The sequence below is a fragment of the Mesorhizobium silamurunense genome, assembly GCF_014843905.1.
GTDB classification, from domain to species: domain Bacteria; phylum Pseudomonadota; class Alphaproteobacteria; order Rhizobiales; family Rhizobiaceae; genus Mesorhizobium; species Mesorhizobium silamurunense.
In genome coordinates, this window is the sequence record NZ_LPVS01000034.1 from 24797 (window position 1) to 44495 (window position 19699).

The following is a 19699-nucleotide window of genomic DNA, read 5'->3' on the forward strand; positions in this document are numbered from 1 at the left end:
TCGTTCTTATCCGTTCAGGCGTACAAGCGGCAGCGTTCCGCCATCGAGGTCTGGATTACTTCTTGGCGTTCTGGTTCGCCACCGGCTCGCCCTTGACGCGCACGTCAGAGATCGTCGAGCGCAGCGCCGTCACCTTGGTTCCGCCGCCAAGGTCGATTTCCAGTTCGTTGTCGTCGATCACCTTGGTCACCTTGCCGACGAAGCCGCCGCCGGTCACCACCGTATCGCCGCGGCGCACCGCAGCCAGCATTTCCTGGCGCTTCTTCAGCTGGGTGCGTTGCGGCCGGATGATCAGAAAATACATGATCACGAAAATCAGGACAAACGGCAAAATGCTGATGAACATGTCAGGCGAGGTACCGACGCCTTGGGCGTATGCCGGTGTGACGAACATCAAGAAACTCCTGGATGATTGAAAACCGCCCCGGGGCGGCCTCGCGAAATTTGGGCGGAATATAGTCGGTAAAGTTGCCAATGCAACTGCGCGACAAGCCGAATCCGTTGCTTTTCCAGCCGTTTGGCGCGTGCTAGAGGGTCGCAGCCGCAAGCCGCTTGGAGCTGGCCGAAAGATCCTGCTCCAACAAAAGCTTGCAGTTGGTTCTTGGTGTGCAGCCCCGGACCCGTTTCACGTTCCGAGATTGCCAAAGCGAAAAAGACCGGAAATGACCGATAGCCTGGATGCCCTGAACAAAAAGCTCGACCGCCTGATCGAAGCGGTGTCCCGCCTCGCCCCGCCGCCGGTTCCGGAGACCGACCTGGGCGTGGCCGACTGCTTCGTCTGGCAGGCCGATCCGGGGTTCCTGGAGCCGGTAGGCAAGGTCAACCGCGTCGACATCGGCCTGATCCGCGGCGTCGACCGTGTCCGCGACATCCTGCTCGACAACACCGAGCGCTTCGCGTCCGGCTTCGCCGCCAACAATGTGCTGCTCTGGGGCGCGCGCGGCATGGGCAAGTCGTCCCTGGTCAAGGCCGTGCACGCCAAGGTCAACGCCTCGGATACGCTCGACCGGCCTCTCAAGCTGATCGAGATCCATCGCGAGGACATCGACACGCTGCCTAAGCTGATGGGCCTGCTGAAGGCGGCGCCCTACCGCTTCATCCTGTTCTGCGACGACCTCTCCTTCGACCATGACGACACCTCCTACAAGTCGCTGAAGGCGGCGCTCGAAGGCGGCGTCGAAGGCAGGCCGGCCAATGTCATCTTCTACGCCACGTCGAACCGGCGGCATCTGTTGCCGCGCGACATGATCGACAATGAGCGCTCGACCGCCATCAACCCTTCCGAGGCGGTGGAGGAAAAGGTGTCGCTCTCCGATCGCTTCGGCCTGTGGCTCGGCTTCCACAAATGCTCGCAGGACGAATATCTCGACATGATCGACGGCTATGTCCGTTATCACGGTCTCACCATCGACCACGAGACGCTGCGCGCGGAAGCCTTGGAATGGGCAACAACGCGCGGCAGCCGCTCTGGCCGCGTCGCCTGGCAGTTCACCCAGGACCTGGCAGGCAGGCTTGGGAAGCCGCTGAAGGACTGACGGTCCGCCTTCGGCTGCAACTGAAAAAGCCCGCTCCTGGCGGAGCGGGCTGAAGACGGCGGGCCGGACTGGAGGTCAGGTGGCCCGCAATTGTTCTTGTTCTATTCGAGATAGCCGCTCGGATCGACCGGGGCAGAGTTCTTGCGCACCTCGAAGTGCAGCTTCGGCGAGTCCGTGGTGCCGCTCATGCCGGACAGCGCGATCTCCTGGCCGCGCTTGACCTTCTGGCCGCGCTGCACCTCGATCGAGCTGGCGTGGCCGTAGACGGTGACCAGCCCGTTCTCGTGGCGCACCAGCACCGTGTTGCCGAACTCCTTGAGGCCGTCGCCGGCATAGATGACGACACCGTTCTCGGCCGCCTTGATCGGCGTTCCTTCCGGCACCGCGATGTCGACGCCGTCCTTGCCGGAGCCAAAGCCGGAGATGACGCGGCCGCGCACCGGCCAGCGCATCTTGCCGATGCCCGTCGCATCCGGCGCCACCGCGTCGTTGTCCTCCGCCTGCTGGATGACCTTGGCGTCCTTCTTCGGCGGCGTGTAGGAGGCGAGCGTCTCCGACGGCGTGGTCTTTGCCGGCGGTTGCGTGGTCGCCGTCGTCACCGGGTCGACGGCCGGCTTGGTCGCGGCAGGCTTGGCGGCGGCGACGGCAACGGTGCCGCCGGCCGGGACCTTGAGCGTCTGGCCGATCTTCAAGAGGCCGTCCTTCATGCCGTTGGCCTGCTTGAGCGCCGTGACGCCGACGCCGGTCTTGCGGGCAATCGAGGAGAGTGAATCGCCCTGCTGGACGGTGTAGGTGCCGCCGGCGCCGGCCGGCTTTGCCTCGGCCATCTGAGCAGGCTTGGCGTTCTTCGAGCCGCTGGCCGCCGCCGATGCATCGACCTGCGCGGCCGACTTGCCGTCCTTGAGCTTCGGCTGCTGCGGCAGCACGGCAACCTTCTCCGGCGCGCCGGCGGGCTGCTTCGGCGGATTGGCGGGCTTGGTACCGTCAGCAACCTTCGGCTCGCCCTTGCTCGAATAGGCATAGGCCGGGATGACGATCTTCTGCCCGCTTCTGATGCCCTTGTTGGCATCCAGCCCGTTGACCTTGATGATCGCGTCGGCCGGCACATGATATTGACGCGCCAGGCCGGAAATCGTTTCCCCTTCCCTCACCACGATCTCGGTCGCGTGCGGCGCGGCACTTGCATTGCGCACGGCATCGGGCTCGGCGGTCTTGAAAGGCTTCGCAGGCTGCACGGTGCCCGTCGCCGTCCTGTCGAGATGTGGCGCGGCAGGAGCTGGCGCGAGCGCCGGGGCGGAGGTGGTGCGCATCGGCTTGGCGGGCGCGGCAGCCGGCGCCGAGGGCGGCGGCAATTGCTGGGACGTCACCGGTTCGAGGCTGGAGCGGCTCACCGACTGGGTGTGGGTTCCGTCGACGGGTGCTGGCGCCACCGTATCGCCCGGATAGGGCTGGTCGGCACTCTGCTTGTTGATGATGGCGCGCTGATTGTTGGTGGACGAGGTGAAGACGTCGTCGACACCATTGAAGCGCATCGCCTGCGAGCTGCACCCTGCCGCGGCGCCGGCGATCATGAGGACGGCGCAGCCACGCGCCAGATTGCGTCCGTTTGCCTTCAAACCATTGAATTGCATCGCACTAACCCGCACAGACCCGGTACAAACTGGTCATGATTAAAGCGCGTTAATGTTACTGGGCGGTTAACCCATTAGAATCCGTCGAAAATTTTCTTAAAACATGCGAGGAAATTTTGGCGGGGCCGCCTGGCGCTGGCTAGATCACCGCGGCGACGCTGCGCAGGACCGGCTGCAGCCTGACCATGCCGATGTCCTCGCGCTCGAAACGGCTGCCGACCTTGGTGAGCTTGGCCAGCACCTGCTCGCCTTCCTCTGGGCCGATCGGCGCTATGACGACGCCACCGCTCGACAATTGATCGAGCAGGAAGCGCGGCAGGCTGTCGAAAGCCGCCCAGGCAAGGATGCGGTCGAACGGCCCTTCGTTGTGCAGGCCGTTGGAGCCGTCGGCCTGGCGCACGATGACATTGCTGATGCCGAGCGCCTCGAAACGCTGTTTTGCCTGCTCGGTCAAGGTCTTGTAGCGGTCGATGGTGACGATACGCGCGGCAAGTCTGGACATCACGGCGGCCGTATAGCCCGACCCGGTGCCGATCTCGAGCACACGGTTGCCCGGCTCGATGGCCAAAGCCGCGATGACGGCCGCCTGCAGGTCCGCGCCCTCGATCGCTTCGCCGCATTCGATCGGCAGCATGCCTTCCGACCAGGCGACGGAATGGAACTGCGCGGACAGGAAGCCGCGGCGCGGCGTCGCCTCGAAGGCGGCGACCAGCGCCTTCGGCGCTGTTCCCCTGCCTCGCAGGCGGAGCAGGAAAGCGGCAAAACCTTCGCGGTCGTCAATGGCCGTATTCATGAGAGCGCCTTGGTCAGCTGGTCGCGGAGTTCATGGGCGGTAAGGTCGAGCTGCAGCGGCGTCACCGACACCAGCCGGTTGCGCAACGCGTAAAGGTCGGTGCCCTTCTTGCCTTCGACCGGCTCGCGGCCGAAGCGCAACCAGTAGTAAGGCAGGCCGCGGCCGTCGCGGCGCTCGTCGACCCAGAGGCTGTGCACGAGCTTGCCTTGCGAGGTGACGACCGTGCCCTCGATTTCGTCCGGCGCGCAGTTCGGGAAATTGACGTTGAGCAGCACGCCTTCCGGCAGCGGTGTCGCGATCAGCTTCTTCAGCAGCGCCGGCGCCAGCGCCTCGGTCGTCTCGTAAGGGACGACGCGGTCCTCGCCGACATAGGAGTAGGCCTGGCTCACCGCGATCGAGCGGATGCCGAGCAGCGCGCCTTCCATGGCGCCGGCGACGGTGCCGGAATAGGTTACGTCGTCGGCGATGTTGGCGCCGGAATTGACGCCCGACAGGATGAGGTCGGGCGGACCGGGCAGGATCTTTTTCGTACCCATGATGACGCAATCGGTCGGCGTGCCGCGCACGGCATAGTGCTTCTCGCCGACCGTCCTTAGCCGCAGCGGCTCCGAGATCGACAGCGAATGCGCGTAGCCGGACTGGTCCTGCTCCGGCGCCACCACCCAGACGTCATCCGACAGCGTGCGGGCGATGCGTTCGAGCGACGCCAGCCCCTCGGCATGGATGCCGTCATCGTTGGTCAGCAGGATGCGCATAAGCTCATTTCGATTCGATCTTGGCGAGACCACCCATGTAAGGCCGCAGCACTTCAGGAATGGTTACGCTGCCGTCCTCATTCTGGTAGTTCTCGATGACGGCAATGAGAGCGCGGCCGACCGCGGTGCCCGAGCCGTTGAGCGTATGGACGAAGCGGTTGCCCTTGCCGTCCTTGTCCTTGTAGCGGGCGTCCATGCGCCTGGCCTGGAAATCGCCGCAGACCGAGCAGGACGAGATTTCGCGATAGGCGTTCTGTCCCGGCAGCCAGACCTCGATGTCGTAGGTCTTGCGCGCGCCAAAGCCCATGTCGCCGGTGCACAGCGTCACCGTGCGGAACGGCAGGCCGAGCCGCTTCAGCACCTCCTCGGCGCATTGCGTCATGCGCTCATGCTCGGCGAGTGAGGTCTCCTGGTCGGTGATCGAGACGAGTTCGACCTTGTAGAACTGGTGCTGGCGCAGCATGCCGCGCGTGTCGCGACCCGCCGAGCCCGCTTCCGAGCGGAAGCACGGCGTCAGCGCCGTGTAGCGCAGCGGCAGCTTTTCATGCGCGGTGATCTCCTCGCGCACCAGGTTGGTGAGCGGCACCTCGGCTGTCGGGATCAGGCCGAGGCGCCCGTCGCCATGCGGCGTGAAGAACAGGTCCAGCTCGAATTTCGGCAGCTGGTTGGTGCCGAAAAGCACTTCGTCGCGCACCATCAGCGGCGGCTGGATCTCCTGATAGCCGTGTTCGGTCGTGTGCAGATCGAGCATGAACTGGCCGAGCGCGCGTTCCATGCGCGCGAGCTGGCTCTTCAGCACGGTGAAGCGCGACCCCGACAGTTTCGCCGCGCGCTCGAAATCCATCATGCCGAGCGCTTCGCCGATCTCGAAATGCTCCTTCACCCAGTTCCGGCGCGTCGGCACCTCGCCAACGATGCGCTTCACGACATTGTCGTGCTCGTCCTTGCCGACCGGCACGTCCTCGAGCGGGACATTGGGCAGCACCGCGAGCGCATCGTCCAGCGCCTTGTCGAGCTCGCGCTCACGCGCCTCGCCGTTCTGGATGAACGCCTTGATGTCGCCGACCTCGGCCTTGAGCTTTTCGGCAAGCGCGGCGTCGCCCGAACGCATGGCATTGCCGATCTCCTTCGAGGCGGCGTTGCGGCGTTCCTGCTTGACCTGCAATTCGCTGAGATGCGCGCGGCGCGCCTCGTCCCTGGCGATCAGGTCCTCGACGGTGGACTGCGCGTCATCGGCCGACCACGAGCGCTTCACCAGCGCATCGACCAGAGCCTTCGGGTTGTCGCGAATCCATTTGATGTCAAGCATGGTCTAAACGCTCCTGGCTGAGGCCAGAGGGCGTAAACCGCATCCGTCATCGATGCAAGACGGCGGGTAACCGCACTGCCGCAATTTCCTGGCGTTGGACGAGTTCGCGACTAGGTCGACGACGCGTCAGGCGTCTTTTCCGCGACCGAGCTCGCCTCTTCCTGCTGCTCGCGCGCCAGGCGATCGCGTGCCTGGCTACGCTCGATCATGCGCGAGGACCAGATGGCGACCTCGTAGAGCAGGATGGTCGGGATGGCGAGGCCGCACTGGCTCATCGGGTCGGGCGGCGTCAGCACCGCAGCAACCACGAAGGAAAGGACGATCGCCCATTTGCGCTTCTCGGCCAGCGCCTGCGACGACAGCAGGCCAACGCGCGTCAGCAGGCTGGTCACCACCGGCAACTGGAACACCAGGCCGAAGGAGAAGATCAGGGTCATGATCAGGCTGAGATATTCCGACACCTTCGGCAGCAGCGAGATCTGCACCTGATCATCGGTGCCGACCTGCTGCATGGCGAGGAAGAACCACATCACCATCGGGGTGAAGAAGAAATAGACCAGCGAGGCGCCCATCAGGAACAGGATGGGCGACGCGATCAGGAACGGCAGGAAGGCGCTGCGCTCGTTCTTATAAAGGCCTGGCGCGATGAACTTGTAGATCTGCGTGGCGATTAGCGGGAAGGCGATGACCATGCCGCCGAACATGGCGAGCTTCACCTGGGTGAAGAAGAACTCCTGCGGAGCGGTGTAGATCAGCTCGACCTTGTGTGGGTCGAGCCCGGCCCATTGTGTCGCCCATTTGAACGGGATGACCAAAAGGTTGAACAGGCGCTTGGCGAAGAAGAAGCAGACGAGGAAGGCGACAAAGAAGCCTCCGAGCGACCAGATCAGGCGGCGGCGCAGTTCGATAAGGTGCTCGATCAGCGGCGCCGACGATTTCTCGATTTCTTCCTTTTCCTTGTCCGAAACGCTCACTTGGCGGCTCCCGCCGTCTTCTTGGTGTCGGCGGCCTTCTTCGGGGCCGGCTTCTTCGCAGCGGGCTTTGCCTCGGCCTTAGGCGCCGCCTTCTTGGCGGGCGCAGCAGCCTTTGCCGGGGCCGGCGAGGATTTAGCCGACGCATTCACGGCCGACGCCTTGGATGCTGCTGTTTTCGCTGCGGCTCCCGGAGCCTTTGCCTTGGAGGTCGCCGCCTTTTTCGCCGGCTGGGCCGGCACTGCGGTCTCCCCCACTGGCACGGCCACGGAGGCATCGGTCATGACCGGGAAGATCGGCGCGGCCGGCGCGGCTTCGGTCCCGGTGATGCCGGGCATTTCCGTCGCGCCGGTCTTGAGCGGCTCGGCCGCCTGCGGTGTCGATGCAGCCGGCTCGGCCGGTTTTGGCTTCATCATCGTGTCAACGCCGGCCCGCACATCGGCCGCCGCCTGCTCGAACGGATTGAGCTGCTTGCGGACTTCGGTCATCGGATTGAGGCTGCGAAGGCTATCTATCGAACTCTTGACGTCGTCGAGTTCGGCTTCCTTCAGGGCGTCGTTGAACTGCTTCTGGAAGTCGGCCGCCATCGTGCGCAATTTGGCCGCGGTGCGACCGAAGGTGCGCAGCATGGTGGGCAAATCCTTCGGCCCGACGACCACGATCATGACGACCGCGATCACCAGCAGTTCGCTCCAACCGACTTCGAACATGGCAATCTATTCCAACGAGAGCTGTTCCAACGAGAGCCCGGGGCTCAGCTCTTGCTGACCTTTTCCTTGCCCGGCGAAACGGTCTCGTCGGCACGGTGCTCGACGGTGCGCTTGTCGTCGGCGGTGTCGTCGTCGGCCATGCCCTTCTTGAAGCTCTTGATGCCCTTGGCCATGTCGCCCATCAGCTCGGGGATCTTGCCCCGGCCGAACACCAGAAGCACGATGACCAGTACGATCATCCAGTGCCAAATCGAAAATGAACCCATAACAATCTCTCTCGAATGTTTTCCCTCGGCGATGATCTATGCGTTTTCGCTCGGGGATTCAAACACAACCGCAATGAAGTTGATAAAATGGCTAGCGGATGTCACGCACTTTCGGCGTGAGCGCCTTGCTACGAATCCGCGCAGCCCTTGCTAATAGACCATTCGCACCGGCTTGGCGGTCACTCTTCCGTGACGCGCGGCGTGAGCAATCCAAGCTCCTCGAGGTCGATGTCGGTCAGCGCATCCTCGTCCTCGGCCAGCGCGTCCGGATCGGCCGGCGGCACCGGCATCGAGAAATTGGACGGCATGCGCGTCGACAACAGCCCAGCGCCCTTCAGCTCTTCCATGCCGGGCAGATCGCGGATCTCCTCCAGCGCGAAGTGATCCAGGAAGGCATCGGTCGTGCCGTAGGTCACGGGACGGCCGGGTGTGCGGCGCCGGCCGCGCATCCTCACCCACTCCGTTTCCAGCAGCATGTCCAGCGTGCCTTTGGAGGTCTCGACGCCCCGGATGTCCTCGATCTCGGCCCGCGTCACCGGCTGGTGATAGGCGATGATCGCCAGCACTTCGAGCGCCGCGCGAGAGAGCTTTCTCTGCTGCACGGAGTCCCGGCTCATCAGGAAGGCGAGATCGCCGGCGGTGCGGAACGCCCAGGCGTCGCCGACCCGCACCAGGTTGACCCCGCGCTTGGCGTAGATTTCCTGCAGATCGGCCATTGCCGCCGCGATTTGCACGCCCTCGGGCAGGCGCGCCGCCAATTGCCTTTCGCTGACAGGCTCGGCGCTGGCGAAGATGATCGCCTCGGCCATGCGGACGGCTTCCGACAGCTGCAGCCGCTCGGCGGGGTTCTCGATGAAACCCTGTTCGGCCATCTCGTCTTCCGGCTCGTCCTCGACCTTGAACGGAATGACCGAAGCGTTGGCACGTTCGCTCATGATACCACCTCGACTGCCTTAACCCCTTGTGCGCGGCCGCGCAGGTAGATCGGCGCGAAAACCTGATCCTGCCGCATTTCCAGCTTCCCCTCGCGCACCATTTCGAGCGTCGCAGCGAAGGAACTGGCCACTGCGGTGCGCTTCTCTTCCGGCGCCGCCAGATATTGGATGAGGAAGCTGTCCAGCGCCGTCCAGTCGCTGATCGTCCCGACCAGCCGCGCCAGCACGTCGCGTGCGTCCTTCAGCGACCACACGGCGCGGCGGGCGATCGTCACGTTGTTGATCGCCTGCCGCTGGCGCTGCTGCGCATAGGCGGTCAAAAGATCGTAGAGCGAGGCCGAATAGGCGTTGCGCTTCTCGACGATGACCATTTCCGGCATGCCGCGCGCGAAGACGTCGCGGCCGAGCCGGTTGCGGTTGACCAGCCGAGCTGCGGCGTCGCGCATCGCTTCCAGCCGCTTCAGCCGGAATTGCAGCACCGCCGCCAGTTCCTCGCCGCTCTCGCCCTCTTCGCCCGGCTGCTTCGGGATCAAGAGCTTCGACTTGAGGAAGGCGAGCCACGCCGCCATCACCAGGTAGTCGGCCGCAAGCTCGAGTCTGAGCGCCCTCACCTTTTCGATGAAGGCCATATACTGCTCGGCGAGCGCCAGGATTGAGATGCGGGCGAGATCGACCTTCTGGTTGCGCGCCAGATGCAGGAGAAGGTCGAGCGGTCCCTCGAAGCCGGCGACATCGACCACCAGCGACGGATCGCCGGTCAGACGTGAATCGTCATTCTCGGCCCACAGACGGTCCATCGGTGCGGCCTTCGCAGCCCTGCTGTCCAATGTTTCCGCCACTTGCCCTTCTATCCCTCGGTTCAGGCCACCGCTTCGAAATAGGTGGCGAATTCCGCGCGTATCGCGCTTTCGTCGGCGACATCGCCGTCTTTTATATAGGCCAGCGCCCGCTCCGCTCTCGCCAGGGACTTGCCTTCGAGCACCGTCGTGCGCGACGCGATGCCGGACATTTCCTCGAAAACGCCGTTGCAGTGAAGGACGAGATCGCAGCCGGCCGCAAGGATCGAGGCCGCCTTTGTCGGGAAATCCCCAGAAAGTGCCTTCATCGAGGTGTCGTCGCTCATCAAGAGCCCGTCGAAGCCGATCTCGCCGCGGATCAGCTCGTTGACAACCTTGGCCGAGGTCGTCGCCGGATTGTCCGGGTCGACGGCGCTGTAGACGACATGCGCCGTCATCGCCATCGGCAGGTGGTTGAGCGCCTTGAACGGGGCGAAATCATGTTGCCGCAACTCGGCGAGCGGCGTGTCGACCGTCGGCAGCGCGAAATGCGTATCGGCAAAGGCCCGGCCATGGCCGGGAACATGCTTCATGACCGGCAGGACGCCGCCCGACATCAGGCCCTCGGCCGAAGCCTTGCCAAGTTCGATCACGGCATTGGGTTCCATGCCATAGGCGCGCGCGCCGATGACATCGCTGGCGCCCGCGATGGGGACGTCGAGCACCGGCAGGCAGTCGGCGGTGATGCCATGGCGCAGCAGATCGAAGGCGTGAAGCCGCGCCAGGAGCCACGCGGCGCGGCGGCCGGCCTCGCGATCGTCGCGCCAAAGGGCGCCAAGCGCCCCACCTGCAGGATAGTTCGGTGCCAGCGGCGGCCGCAGGCGTTGCACCCGGCCGCCTTCCTGGTCGATGAAGACAGGAGCGTCCGGCCGTCCGATGCAGTCGCGCATCGAATCGACCAGGTCGCGGATCTGCTCAGTCTCGCCGACATTGCGCGCGAACAGGATGAAGCCCCAGGGACGTTCGTCGCCGTAGAAACGGATTTCATCTTCAGTAAGGGATTTCCCGGCGCAGCCGAGGATCATGGATTTTGATTCGGTCATGGGTAGAACCTTAGGGCTTTGGGAACGCAAAGGGAATCACCCCTGCCCGCCGACGTCCGAACGCCAAGAACCGTCCACAATGAAAAGCCGGCGCGGCCTTGCGGCGGCGCCGGCTTTGAGACGGTCTGGGACGATCAGCGCGACACGAAGCAGGTGCCGCCGGCCGCCTTGTAGCTGGTGCACAGGTTGATCGCGTCGTTGCGCGACTGCGCCGGCACGCGGACGCGGTAGAAAGTTCCCTTGCCGGCGATTTCCGCCTTGACGATGTTGGCGGTGCGCCCGGAGAGCACGCTGCCGTAGCGGCGCTGCAGGTCCTGGTAGGTCGATTGGGCGCTTTCGACCGTCGGCTGCGAGGCGATCTGCATCGACCACGAGCCGCCGCCTGATGCCGCCGGATCGATGGAGGCGACCTGGTCGGGCTTGACCTCGCCGACGATGTCGACCGGCTGGTCGGACGGACGCGGCGGCGCCACCGGCACCTTCGCCGGCGTGTTGGTCGACTGGGCCCTGGCTTCAGCCTTCGGAGCGGCAGTGGGCTTCGCTGCAACGGCTGGCTTGGCGGTATCGCTCTGGTCGCCGTCGCCTTGATCGGCAGCCTGGTCGGTGGCTGGCGTCACGGTTCCCGTCGGTTGGGCATCGCCCTGCCCGGCCGCAGCGACGTGCTGCGGCGCCGGATCGGCCGGCTCGGCCGCCGCGACTTGCGGCGCGGGAGCTAGGTCCTCGCGAGGAACCAGCGAGCCGTCAGGCTTCACCATCATGGTCTTCACCTTGCGCGGCGCAACGGCGACGACATCGTTGTTGGTCCCCTTGTCGGCCTCCTGCAGCACCTGGGCGATGCGGTCCTCCGATTTCGGCGCCGGGGCGGCCGGCCGTGCACTCTCGGGCGCGGCGACCTGGGCGCCAGCCGGCGCTGCCGCGTTCGGAGCCGGCGCTGCTGCGTCCGGAGCCGGCGCTGCCGTGTTCGGATTGCCCGCTGCGTCGGTACCGGGCGCGGCATCGGTGTCGTCAGGCGAAAGGTCGACGATCCGGCTCTGCGGCGGTTCCTTTGACGCCACGTCGATCGGTTCCTCGACATTGGTCACCAGTTTCTGCTGCACCGGTTCGGTGGGCTTGGCCGACCCGCCCTTGGCCACAGCGTCATAGACCTTGTTGTCCTGGTTCGGCACCACCGCGCCGCCCGGGTTTTCCGGCTTGACCTTGATCGGCGAATTGTCGGCCTTCACGATCACGGGCGCTTCGCTGCCGCCCTTGCCGCCGAATGAGAAGGCGAGAGCGCCGAGACCGCCGGCAATCACCGCGGCGCCGACCAGCGCTGCAACCATCAGATTGCGGCTGCGCGGCTTCGCGGCTTCGCGCTCGGCAAGGCCCGGCACGGTCATTGCCTCGTCGAGTTCGGGATCGTAGTCGAGTTCATCTGCGGCGAAATCGTCAACCTGCGAAACCGGGCGGCTGCCAGGCAAATCGTCGGCATCGAACGCGCTCGCGGCCGCAGCATAGGACGGGGTCGCCGGCGCGGCGGGCGTCTCGGCGCGCAACTCGCGACGATCGTAGCCGGTCTTGAATCCGGCATTGTAGGAATCGTCGTCATAGCCCCGGCTCTGCACCGGAGCGGCCGCGATCTCGGTCGCGTTCATCTCGCTAAGCAGACCTGCAAACTCGGCATCGAGATCGTCATAGGCGGGTGCCGCCGGCTGATCCTCCTCGAAGCTGAGCTCCGGGATATCGAGATCGTCGGCCAGCGCCACGACGCGCTCAGGCACGTCGACCGTCTCGACATCGGGCATTTCCTCCTGATGGCGGGGCGGCGGCGCCGAGGCTGGCTTGGCGTAAGCGGAATAGTCCTTCGCCGGCTCGTCACTATAGGCAGGCGCCGCCATCTGCGGCGACGAAGCCGGTTTGGCGTAGGCGGAATAGTCCTTCGCCGGCTCCTCACGATAGGCGGGAGCCGCCATTTGCGGCGCCGAGGCAGTCATCGGCTGCGGCGCGGACGACGCCTGCGCGGGCGCGGCGACCGGGGTCACGCGGCTCCACGACCGGGACGGCTCGGCCGCCGCCACCGGCAGGTCCTGCTCGATGCCCTTGGCGAAGGCGGCATCGAAAGCCTCGTCATCGAAATCGATGCTCGGTTCGGCATCCTGTTCGGCCGCGACGTCTTCGAAGCCCTGCCGGTCGAGTTCGCCGGCGAGCAGCGTATCGAGATAGGCATCGGCGGACTGGGCGGTCTCATCGAGATCCCAATCGAGATCATCGGCAACGGCGGCCTGATGGCCGGTGTGGCTGGCCGGCTGCTGTACCGGAGCGGATTCTTTGGCGACTGCAACTGGGGCGACTGAAACTGGGGCGACTGAAACCGGGACGACTGAAACCGGAGCGACCGGAATGGGAGCAACCGGGGCCGGCGCAACCGGAATGGGTCGCGCGGTCATGGCGCCGAGCAGCGCGTTGAGTTCGTCTTCCAGGCTCCGCTCGCCAATGGTCGCGGCCGGCTTGGCCGGCTCGACCGCCGCAACCGGCGGAACCGGGGCCGTCACGGCCGGAGCAGGCTCCGCGAAGGACGGCTCGGCCGTGGCGACGGGCTCGACAGCGGGAACCTCCGGCTCCTCGGCCAGGGCCTCGGCGAAGTTGAGTTCGAGATCGTCTTCGAAGACCCGATCGGTCGCGGCCTGATGGTCGGCGACGGGTTCAGGCTCGACGGCGGGAGCTTCCGGCTCCTCGGCAAGGGCGTCACGGAAGCTGAGCTCGAAATCGTCTTCGAGGACCGGATCCGCCGCTGCTTCGTGATCGGCCATGGGCTCCGGATCGGCGGCAGGTTCGTGATCGGCGGCGAAATGCGCCGCCTCGACCGGCGCCTCGACCGCCTGCGGCTGCTCGTCATCGACCGACAGTTCCTGTTCCAGGGTCAGGTCCTGCGGCTGATCGATATCCATATCGACGTCGGCCACCACCTGATCAAGCTGGGCCCGATCGAATTCGGCCTGGTCGAACTGGCTGTCGAAATCTTCGTCGGCGATCGGTTGGTCAGCAACGGCGTGTGCCTCGGTCGGCTGAACGTCAGTGGCTTCGGGCTGCTCGATCTCACGCTCGTCGAACGCCAGCTCGTCCTCGAGCGACATCTGGACCGCGTTGTCGAAATCGGCGTCGAGCGCCGTCTCGGCCACAGGCTCAACGACAGCAGGCTCGACAACCCCAGGTGCGGCGGCCGCGGTGGCGCCTCGGTTCGTGTCAGGCACATCGTGGTCGATCCGAAAGCCCTCATCCAGCGAGACCGCCATTTCCTGGTCGATGGAAAGGTCGTCCTGCAGGGGCGAGACTTCCAAGGAACTCGCGACCGCCTTGTCGAAATCATCGTCGAAGGTCGTGTCGGCGGCCGGCTCCGGCGCACGGGGCGTCGCAAAGTGGGCATGATCCGCCGCGTCGTCAAACACAAAATCCCGCTCGAAGGACGCAAGCTCGTCGTCGGTGAGAGCAATATTGGCGGCTTCGTTGGCCGGCTCGTACTGCGCCGCCGGCGCGCTTTCCTCGGCAGCGTCGAATTCGCCCATCAGCTCCTTTTCGAGGTCGATGTCGAAATCGGCATCGTCCGCGGGCTGGTTTGCCGGCGCAGCCTTTGCGACCGCTGACGTCTGCGGCCTGACCGGCTGACGCGGGTCGAAACCCATGATCCGGGTCAGTTCCGCGAACGGATCGTCGTCGGCGACGTGGTTGTTTGCGGCTACTTTCAGCTGGGTTCTGTCTGCCATTATTGTTCCCGAACTCGCACACAGTCGGACGCCATGGACGTCGCGCAGGGTTGGCCCTTACCAGCGCAATGTGGGCAAAAGGTGACAGGTTTTTTAGTCAAACCTAACGCATTTCGGTAGGCGCATCAGCTCCTATCAGCGTCAGGCCGGAGGTCAAAACATCCGAAACAGCCTGCACCAGCCCTAGTCTGGCATACGTCAATTGTGGGTCGTTAACCTTAACAAAACGTAAGTCCGGGTTGTCGGTGCCCCGATTCCAGTGTGCGTGGAAGCTGGACGCCAGATCGTAGAGATAGAATGCCAGCCGGTGCGGCTCCAGCGCAAGTGCCGCGGATTCGATCAGCCGTGGATATTCAGCCAGCTTACGGATCAGGCCGATCTCGCCCTCGTCCGTCAGCGACGCGACCGAGGCCACGAGCCGGTTGCGGTCGAAATTCGCTTCGCCCAATTGTTCGCTCGCCTGCCGGAACACCGAGTGGCACCGCGCCGAGGCGTATTGCACATAGAACACCGGATTGTCCTTGGACTGCTCGGTGACCTTGGCGAAGTCGAAATCGAGCGGCGCGTCGTTCTTGCGGTAGAGCATCATGAAGCGGATCGGGTCCCGGCCGACCTCCTCCACCACGTCGCGCAGCGTGACGAAATCCCCCGACCGCTTCGACATCCTGACCGGCTCGCCGTCGCGGAACAGCTTCACCAACTGGCAGAGCAGAACCGTCAGCTTGACCGTGTCGCCGGCGACCGCGCGCGCCAGCGCCTCAAGCCGCTTGACGTAGCCGCCATGGTCGGCACCAAGCACATAGATGAGATCGACGAAGCCGCGCTCGACCTTGTCCTTGAGGTAGGCGACGTCGGCAGCGAAATAGGTGAACGAGCCGTCCGACTTCACCAGCGCCCGGTCCATGTCGTCTCCGACCGCGGTCGAACGGAACAGCGTCTGCTCGCGATCTTCCCAGTCGTCCGGCTTCTCGCCCTTCGGTGGCGGCAGCTTGCCCTTGTAGATATGACCCTTGAGCGTCAGGTCGGCAATCGCCGCCCGGATCTTCTTGGCATTGTCGGCATGCAGCGTGCGTTCGGAGAAGAAAACGTCGTGATGCACGTTGAGCAGCGCCAGATCTTCGCGGATCATCGCCATCATCGCGTCGACCGTGCGATCCTTCACGATCGCCAGCGCTTCCTCTTCCGGTATCTCCAGCAGGCCAAGGCCGAACTCCTCGGCCAGCGCCTGGCCGACCGGGACCAGATAGTCGCCCGGATAGAGACCGGCCGGAATCTCGCCGATGTTTTCGCCAAGCGCTTCGCGGTAGCGCAGCATCGCCGAGCGGCCGAGCACGTCGATCTGCGAGCCGGCATTGTTGATGACATATTCCTTGGTGACGTCGTAGCCGGCGAAGGCCATCAGGTTGGCCAGCGTGTCGCCGACGACGGCGCCCCGGCAATGGCCGACATGCATCGGGCCGGTCGGATTAGCCGAGACATATTCGACATTGGCCTTGCGACCGCCGCCGATCTTGGAGCGGCCATAGTTGCGGCCCTCGCCGAGCAGCACCGCGAGATGCGCCTGCCAGAAGCCGTCCTTCAGCCTGAGATTGACGAAGCCCGGCCCGGCAATATCGGCGGACGCGATATCGGCATCGGCGCGCAGCGCTTCGGCCAGTCTCTCGGCAAGCGCGCGAGGATTCTGGTTGGCGGGCTTCGCCAGCACCATCGCCGCATTGGTGGCAAGGTCGCCGTGGCTCGCGTCGCGCGGCGGCTCGACCGCGATGCGCGACAGGTCCAGCGCTCCGCCGTCCTTGTCTTTCAGATCAAGGGCTTCGACAGCTTTTACGATCCGCGCGTTGAAATCGGCGAAGATATTCATTGGGTGTGCTCTGGGCTTTAAACAGGCTACCGGCAGCTTGGCCGGCAAATCGTGGCTCGCCCTAGCTCAAATCGGGCGTATGGTCAAACAGACGCCTGTGCTCCTTGAGCGCATAGGTGTCGGTCATGCCGGCCAGGAAATCGGCGACGCTGCGTGCCTTGATGCGATCCTGCGCCCTGTCCAGCCCTTCGCGCCATCCATCCGGCATGGCGCGCGGGTCGGCGAAATAGATATCGAACAGGTCGCGGACGATCTGTTCGGCCTCTGCCCGCACGCGCATCACCTCGGCATGCCGGTAAAGATGCTTGTAGAGAAAAGCCTTCAGTTCCTTTTCGGCTGCGGCCATGCTTGCGGAGAAGGTCACCATCGTCTCGCCCGCCGCCCTCACCGCATCGGCGCTGTCCGGCTTGAGGCGCTCAATATTGGCGGTGGCGGAAGCAATGACGTCCTCCACCATCAACGTGATCTGCCGGCGCATCAGCTCGTGGCCGGTGCGTACGTCGTCGAGCTGTGGATAGCGGGCGCGCACGCTCTTCAGGATCGAACCCGGCAGGCCGACGTCCTCGAGCATATCCAGCGTCAGGAAGCCGGCGCGCAGGCCGTCGTCTATGTCATGCGTGTTGTAGGCGATGTCATCGGCGATCGCAGCACACTGCGCCTCGATGCCGGCGAAGCGGTCGAGCTCGAGGTCGTGCAGTTCGGAATAGTCGCGGATCGCCTGCGGCACGGGACCCTTCAGCCCCTTTCCGCTGCCATCGATCAGAGGCCCATTGTGCTTGACCAGCCCTTCCAGCGTCTCCCAGGTGAGGTTCAACCCGTCGAAATCGGCATAGCGCCGCTCGAGGCGTGTGACGACACGCAACGACTGTGCGTTGTGGTCGAATCCGCCCCAGCCGGCCATCTTCTCGTTCAGCGCCTCCTCGCCGGTATGGCCGAAAGGCGTGTGGCCGAAATCGTGGACCAGGGCGACCGCTTCGGCGAGATCCTCGTCGCCGCGCAGCGCCCGCGCCAGGGCGCGCGCAATCTGCGCCACCTCGATCGAATGCGTCAGCCTGGTGCGGTAATGATCGCCCTCATGCGCGACGAACACCTGCGTCTTGTGCTTCAACCGGCGAAATGCGGTGGAATGGATGATGCGGTCGCGGTCGCGCTGGAACGGCGTGCGGGTCGGGCTTTCAGGCTCATCGAACAGCCGGCCGCGCGACTGCGCCGGATCGCTCGCATAGACGGCGCGCGGCCGGTAGCCGAATCCGATATCGCCGAGAGCATCCTTGCTCATTCGCCCACCAGTTGACTTGCCCCCGCCCGCTTCATACCTATCATGGGAAACCGAAAGCAAGGTGACGCCGATGGGCGCGGATGCCAAGACTGCCATGAAGGTCGAAATGACCGACGCCGCCGCGAAGCGGATCGTCAAGATCGTCGCCGGCGAGCCCGGCAAGACGGCGCTGCGCGTTTCCGTCGAAGGCGGCGGCTGCTCCGGCTTTTCCTACAAGCTCGATCTCGTCGATAGTCGCAACGACGACGACGTCGCCATCGAGAAGGATGGCGCGACGATCCTGATCGACGACCTCTCGCTGGTCTATATGGGCGGCTCGGTGATCGACTTCGTCGACGACCTGATGGGCCAGTCCTTCCAGATCAGGAACCCGAACGCCGTCGCCTCTTGCGGCTGCGGCACCAGCTTTTCCATCTGACCGATCCGATGCCAGCGATCGGCGCGGTCCGCCAGGTCGCGCTGTCGGCCGGGCGCGATCTCGATACGACGCTGGCCTTCTGGCGCGATGTGCTCGGCATGAGCGTGCATGCGCGCTACGATCCGCCGGGCATGGCCTTCATCATGGCTGGCCAGGTGCGGCTCCTCTTCACCGACGGCGTTCCGCCCGGCACCGTCTATCTCGACATTGCCGGTCTCGAGACCTTCCACGCCGAGGCGAAGGCCGCCGGCGTTCCGTTCACCGCGCCGCCGTGTCCATCGCGACACCGAGGGCCGCTTCGGTCCGGCGGGGGAAAGCGAATGGATGGCCTTTCTAAAGGACCCGGCAGGCAATACGATCGGCCTCGTCGAGCGCCTTGCGCCGGAAGAACATTGAGGTCCGCATGAAGATCGTCACCTGGAACATCAACGGCGTTCGCGCCCGCATCGGCAACCTCACCCACTGGCTGACCGAGAGCGCGCCGGACATCGTCTGCCTGCAGGAGATCAAGACGCTCGACGATCAGTTCCCGCGCGCCGAGATCGAGGCGCAGGGCTACAATGTCGAGACCAACGGTCAGAAAAGCTTCAACGGCGTCGCGCTCCTGTCGAAGCTGCCCTTCGACGAAGTCAATCGCGGTTTGCCCGGCGACGATGCCGACGACCACGCGCGCTTCATCGAAGGCGTCTTCTCGACCGACAAGGGCGCGCTGCGCGTCGCCTCGCTCTATCTGCCGAACGGCAATCCGATCGACGACGAGAGGAAGTTTTCCTACAAGCTGTCATGGATGGCGAGGCTCGAGCGCTGGGCGCAAGAACGGCTGAGGCTCGAGGAAGCATTGGTGCTGGCCGGCGACTACAACGTCATCCCCGAGCCCGCCGACGCCAGGTCCCCCGACAACTGGCTCGGCGACGCGCTGTTCCAGCCGCAGACGAGACAGGCCTTCCGCCGCCTGAAGAATCTCGGCTTCACCGAGGCCGTTCGGGCCGTCACCGATTCGCCCGATGTCTATACTTTCTGGGACTATCAGGCCGGCGCCTGGCAGAAGAACAACGGCATCCGCATCGACCATCTATTGCTGTCGCCCGAAGCCGCCAACCGCTTTTCCTCGGCCTCGGTCGAGAAGCATGTGCGCGCCTGGGAAAAACCCTCCGACCACGTGCCGGTAGCGATCGATCTCGACCTGCAGCCGGCCTGAAAGCGCTGCCTACGCACTCTCGCCGAACCCTGATATCGCCACAAATCGCGCGTTGGATGCGAATTGTTGCGGGGGTTCGATGGTGATCCGATCTGTTCTTTGCCCGATTGGTCTTGCGCTGGCGTTCGCGGTGCCGGCGCCGGCGCTCGCGGCCCCGGAGTGCCTTGCCAACGGCAAATCATTCAAGGTCGGCGAGACGGCCTGTCTGACCGTCGCCGGCGAAAGCCACCTCGCCCGCTGCGACATGGTTCTCAACAACACGTCCTGGACGAAGATCAAGGACGTGTGCCCCGGGGACGCCCCAAAGCTTCACCCCACATCGCTCTCGACGCCGCCGCCAAGTACGATGCCGACAGAGCCGGCCGATAATTGAGGCCGAAGCCGCTGATCTCCCCTCTTGAGGGGGAGATTGGCAGCCG

Annotated in this window: 18 protein-coding genes and 1 pseudogene; 5 read left to right on the forward strand and 14 right to left on the reverse strand. The window is 64.8% G+C overall.

The window, feature by feature from the left end; genetic code table 11:
- Positions 1–55 precede the first annotated feature (55 nt).
- Complete coding sequence (yajC, locus tag AU465_RS08855; protein ID WP_067000009.1) at positions 56–394, reverse strand: preprotein translocase subunit YajC; 339 nt, start codon at positions 392–394, stop codon at positions 56–58.
- Positions 395–662: 268 nt separating this feature from the next.
- Between yajC and AU465_RS08860 the strand changes: the two genes are divergently transcribed.
- Positions 663–1535, forward strand: a complete 873-nt coding sequence (locus AU465_RS08860; protein WP_192245955.1) for an ATP-binding protein — start codon at positions 663–665, stop codon at positions 1533–1535.
- A gap of 101 nt (positions 1536–1636) precedes the next feature.
- Here AU465_RS08860 and AU465_RS08865 read toward each other — a convergent pair whose 3' ends face one another.
- The 13 genes from AU465_RS08865 to AU465_RS08925 form a co-directional block, all read right to left on the reverse strand.
- Positions 1637–3166, reverse strand: coding sequence for a peptidoglycan DD-metalloendopeptidase family protein (locus tag AU465_RS08865; protein ID WP_192245957.1), 1530 nt, complete (start codon positions 3164–3166; stop codon positions 1637–1639).
- 139 nt (positions 3167–3305) lie between these two features.
- The gene (locus tag AU465_RS08870; RefSeq protein WP_192245959.1) at positions 3306–3959 is read right to left on the reverse strand and encodes a protein-L-isoaspartate(D-aspartate) O-methyltransferase; all 654 of its coding nucleotides are present in this window, start codon (positions 3957–3959) and stop codon (positions 3306–3308) included.
- Positions 3956–4714: a 5'/3'-nucleotidase SurE gene (gene surE, locus AU465_RS08875; protein ID WP_192245961.1), complete on the reverse strand. Its 759-nt coding sequence runs from the start codon at positions 4712–4714 to the stop codon at positions 3956–3958. The genes AU465_RS08870 and surE overlap by 4 nt, the downstream gene beginning before the upstream one ends.
- Positions 4715–4718: 4 nt before the next feature.
- Positions 4719–6023: a serine--tRNA ligase gene (serS, locus tag AU465_RS08880; RefSeq protein ID WP_192245962.1), complete on the reverse strand. Its 1305-nt coding sequence runs from the start codon at positions 6021–6023 to the stop codon at positions 4719–4721.
- 110 nt (positions 6024–6133) lie between these two features.
- Positions 6134–6997, reverse strand: coding sequence for a twin-arginine translocase subunit TatC (gene tatC, locus AU465_RS08885; RefSeq protein WP_192245964.1), 864 nt, complete (start codon positions 6995–6997; stop codon positions 6134–6136).
- A complete protein-coding gene (gene tatB, locus AU465_RS08890; RefSeq protein WP_192245965.1) occupies positions 6994–7704 on the reverse strand; it encodes a Sec-independent protein translocase protein TatB in 711 nt (236 codons plus the stop codon). The genes tatC and tatB overlap by 4 nt, the downstream gene beginning before the upstream one ends.
- Positions 7705–7748: 44 nt before the next feature.
- Positions 7749–7970 (reverse strand): twin-arginine translocase TatA/TatE family subunit, encoded by a 222-nt coding sequence (locus tag AU465_RS08895; protein ID WP_192245966.1) that lies wholly within the window; start codon positions 7968–7970, stop codon positions 7749–7751.
- A gap of 179 nt (positions 7971–8149) precedes the next feature.
- Positions 8150–8905 carry an SMC-Scp complex subunit ScpB gene (gene scpB, locus AU465_RS08900; RefSeq protein WP_192245968.1) on the reverse strand — a complete coding sequence of 252 codons (756 nt, stop codon included), beginning with the start codon at positions 8903–8905 and terminating at the stop codon, positions 8150–8152.
- The gene (locus AU465_RS08905; protein WP_192245970.1) at positions 8902–9702 is read right to left on the reverse strand and encodes a segregation and condensation protein A; all 801 of its coding nucleotides are present in this window, start codon (positions 9700–9702) and stop codon (positions 8902–8904) included. The genes scpB and AU465_RS08905 overlap by 4 nt, the downstream gene beginning before the upstream one ends.
- A 62-nt stretch (positions 9703–9764) precedes the next feature.
- Positions 9765–10784: a beta-N-acetylhexosaminidase gene (nagZ, locus tag AU465_RS08910; protein WP_192245971.1), complete on the reverse strand. Its 1020-nt coding sequence runs from the start codon at positions 10782–10784 to the stop codon at positions 9765–9767.
- 134 nt (positions 10785–10918) lie between these two features.
- On the reverse strand, positions 10919–14524 hold the full coding sequence (locus tag AU465_RS08915) for an SPOR domain-containing protein (RefSeq protein ID WP_192245973.1): 3606 nt from the start codon (positions 14522–14524) through the stop codon (positions 10919–10921).
- Between the two features lie 103 nt (positions 14525–14627).
- The gene (argS, locus tag AU465_RS08920; protein ID WP_192245980.1) at positions 14628–16385 is read right to left on the reverse strand and encodes an arginine--tRNA ligase; all 1758 of its coding nucleotides are present in this window, start codon (positions 16383–16385) and stop codon (positions 14628–14630) included.
- A gap of 61 nt (positions 16386–16446) precedes the next feature.
- A complete protein-coding gene (locus AU465_RS08925; protein WP_192245982.1) occupies positions 16447–17664 on the reverse strand; it encodes a deoxyguanosinetriphosphate triphosphohydrolase in 1218 nt (405 codons plus the stop codon).
- Positions 17665–17734: 70 nt separating this feature from the next.
- Here AU465_RS08925 and erpA point away from each other — a divergent pair, with 70 nt between their 5' ends.
- The 4 genes and pseudogenes from erpA to AU465_RS08945 all read left to right on the forward strand — a co-directional run bounded on the left by erpA (position 17735) and on the right by AU465_RS08945 (position 19653).
- Entirely contained in the window at positions 17735–18082 is a 348-nt protein-coding gene (erpA, locus tag AU465_RS08930) for an iron-sulfur cluster insertion protein ErpA (protein ID WP_192245984.1), read from the forward strand.
- An 8-nt stretch (positions 18083–18090) separates the two neighbouring features.
- Positions 18091–18478, forward strand: a pseudogene (locus tag AU465_RS08935) (VOC family protein).
- Positions 18479–18485: 7 nt separating this feature from the next.
- Positions 18486–19280, forward strand: a complete 795-nt coding sequence (gene xth / locus AU465_RS08940; RefSeq protein WP_192245985.1) for an exodeoxyribonuclease III — start codon at positions 18486–18488, stop codon at positions 19278–19280.
- 79 nt (positions 19281–19359) lie between these two features.
- Positions 19360–19653 (forward strand): hypothetical protein, encoded by a 294-nt coding sequence (locus AU465_RS08945; protein WP_192245987.1) that lies wholly within the window; start codon positions 19360–19362, stop codon positions 19651–19653.
- Positions 19654–19699 lie beyond the last annotated feature (46 nt).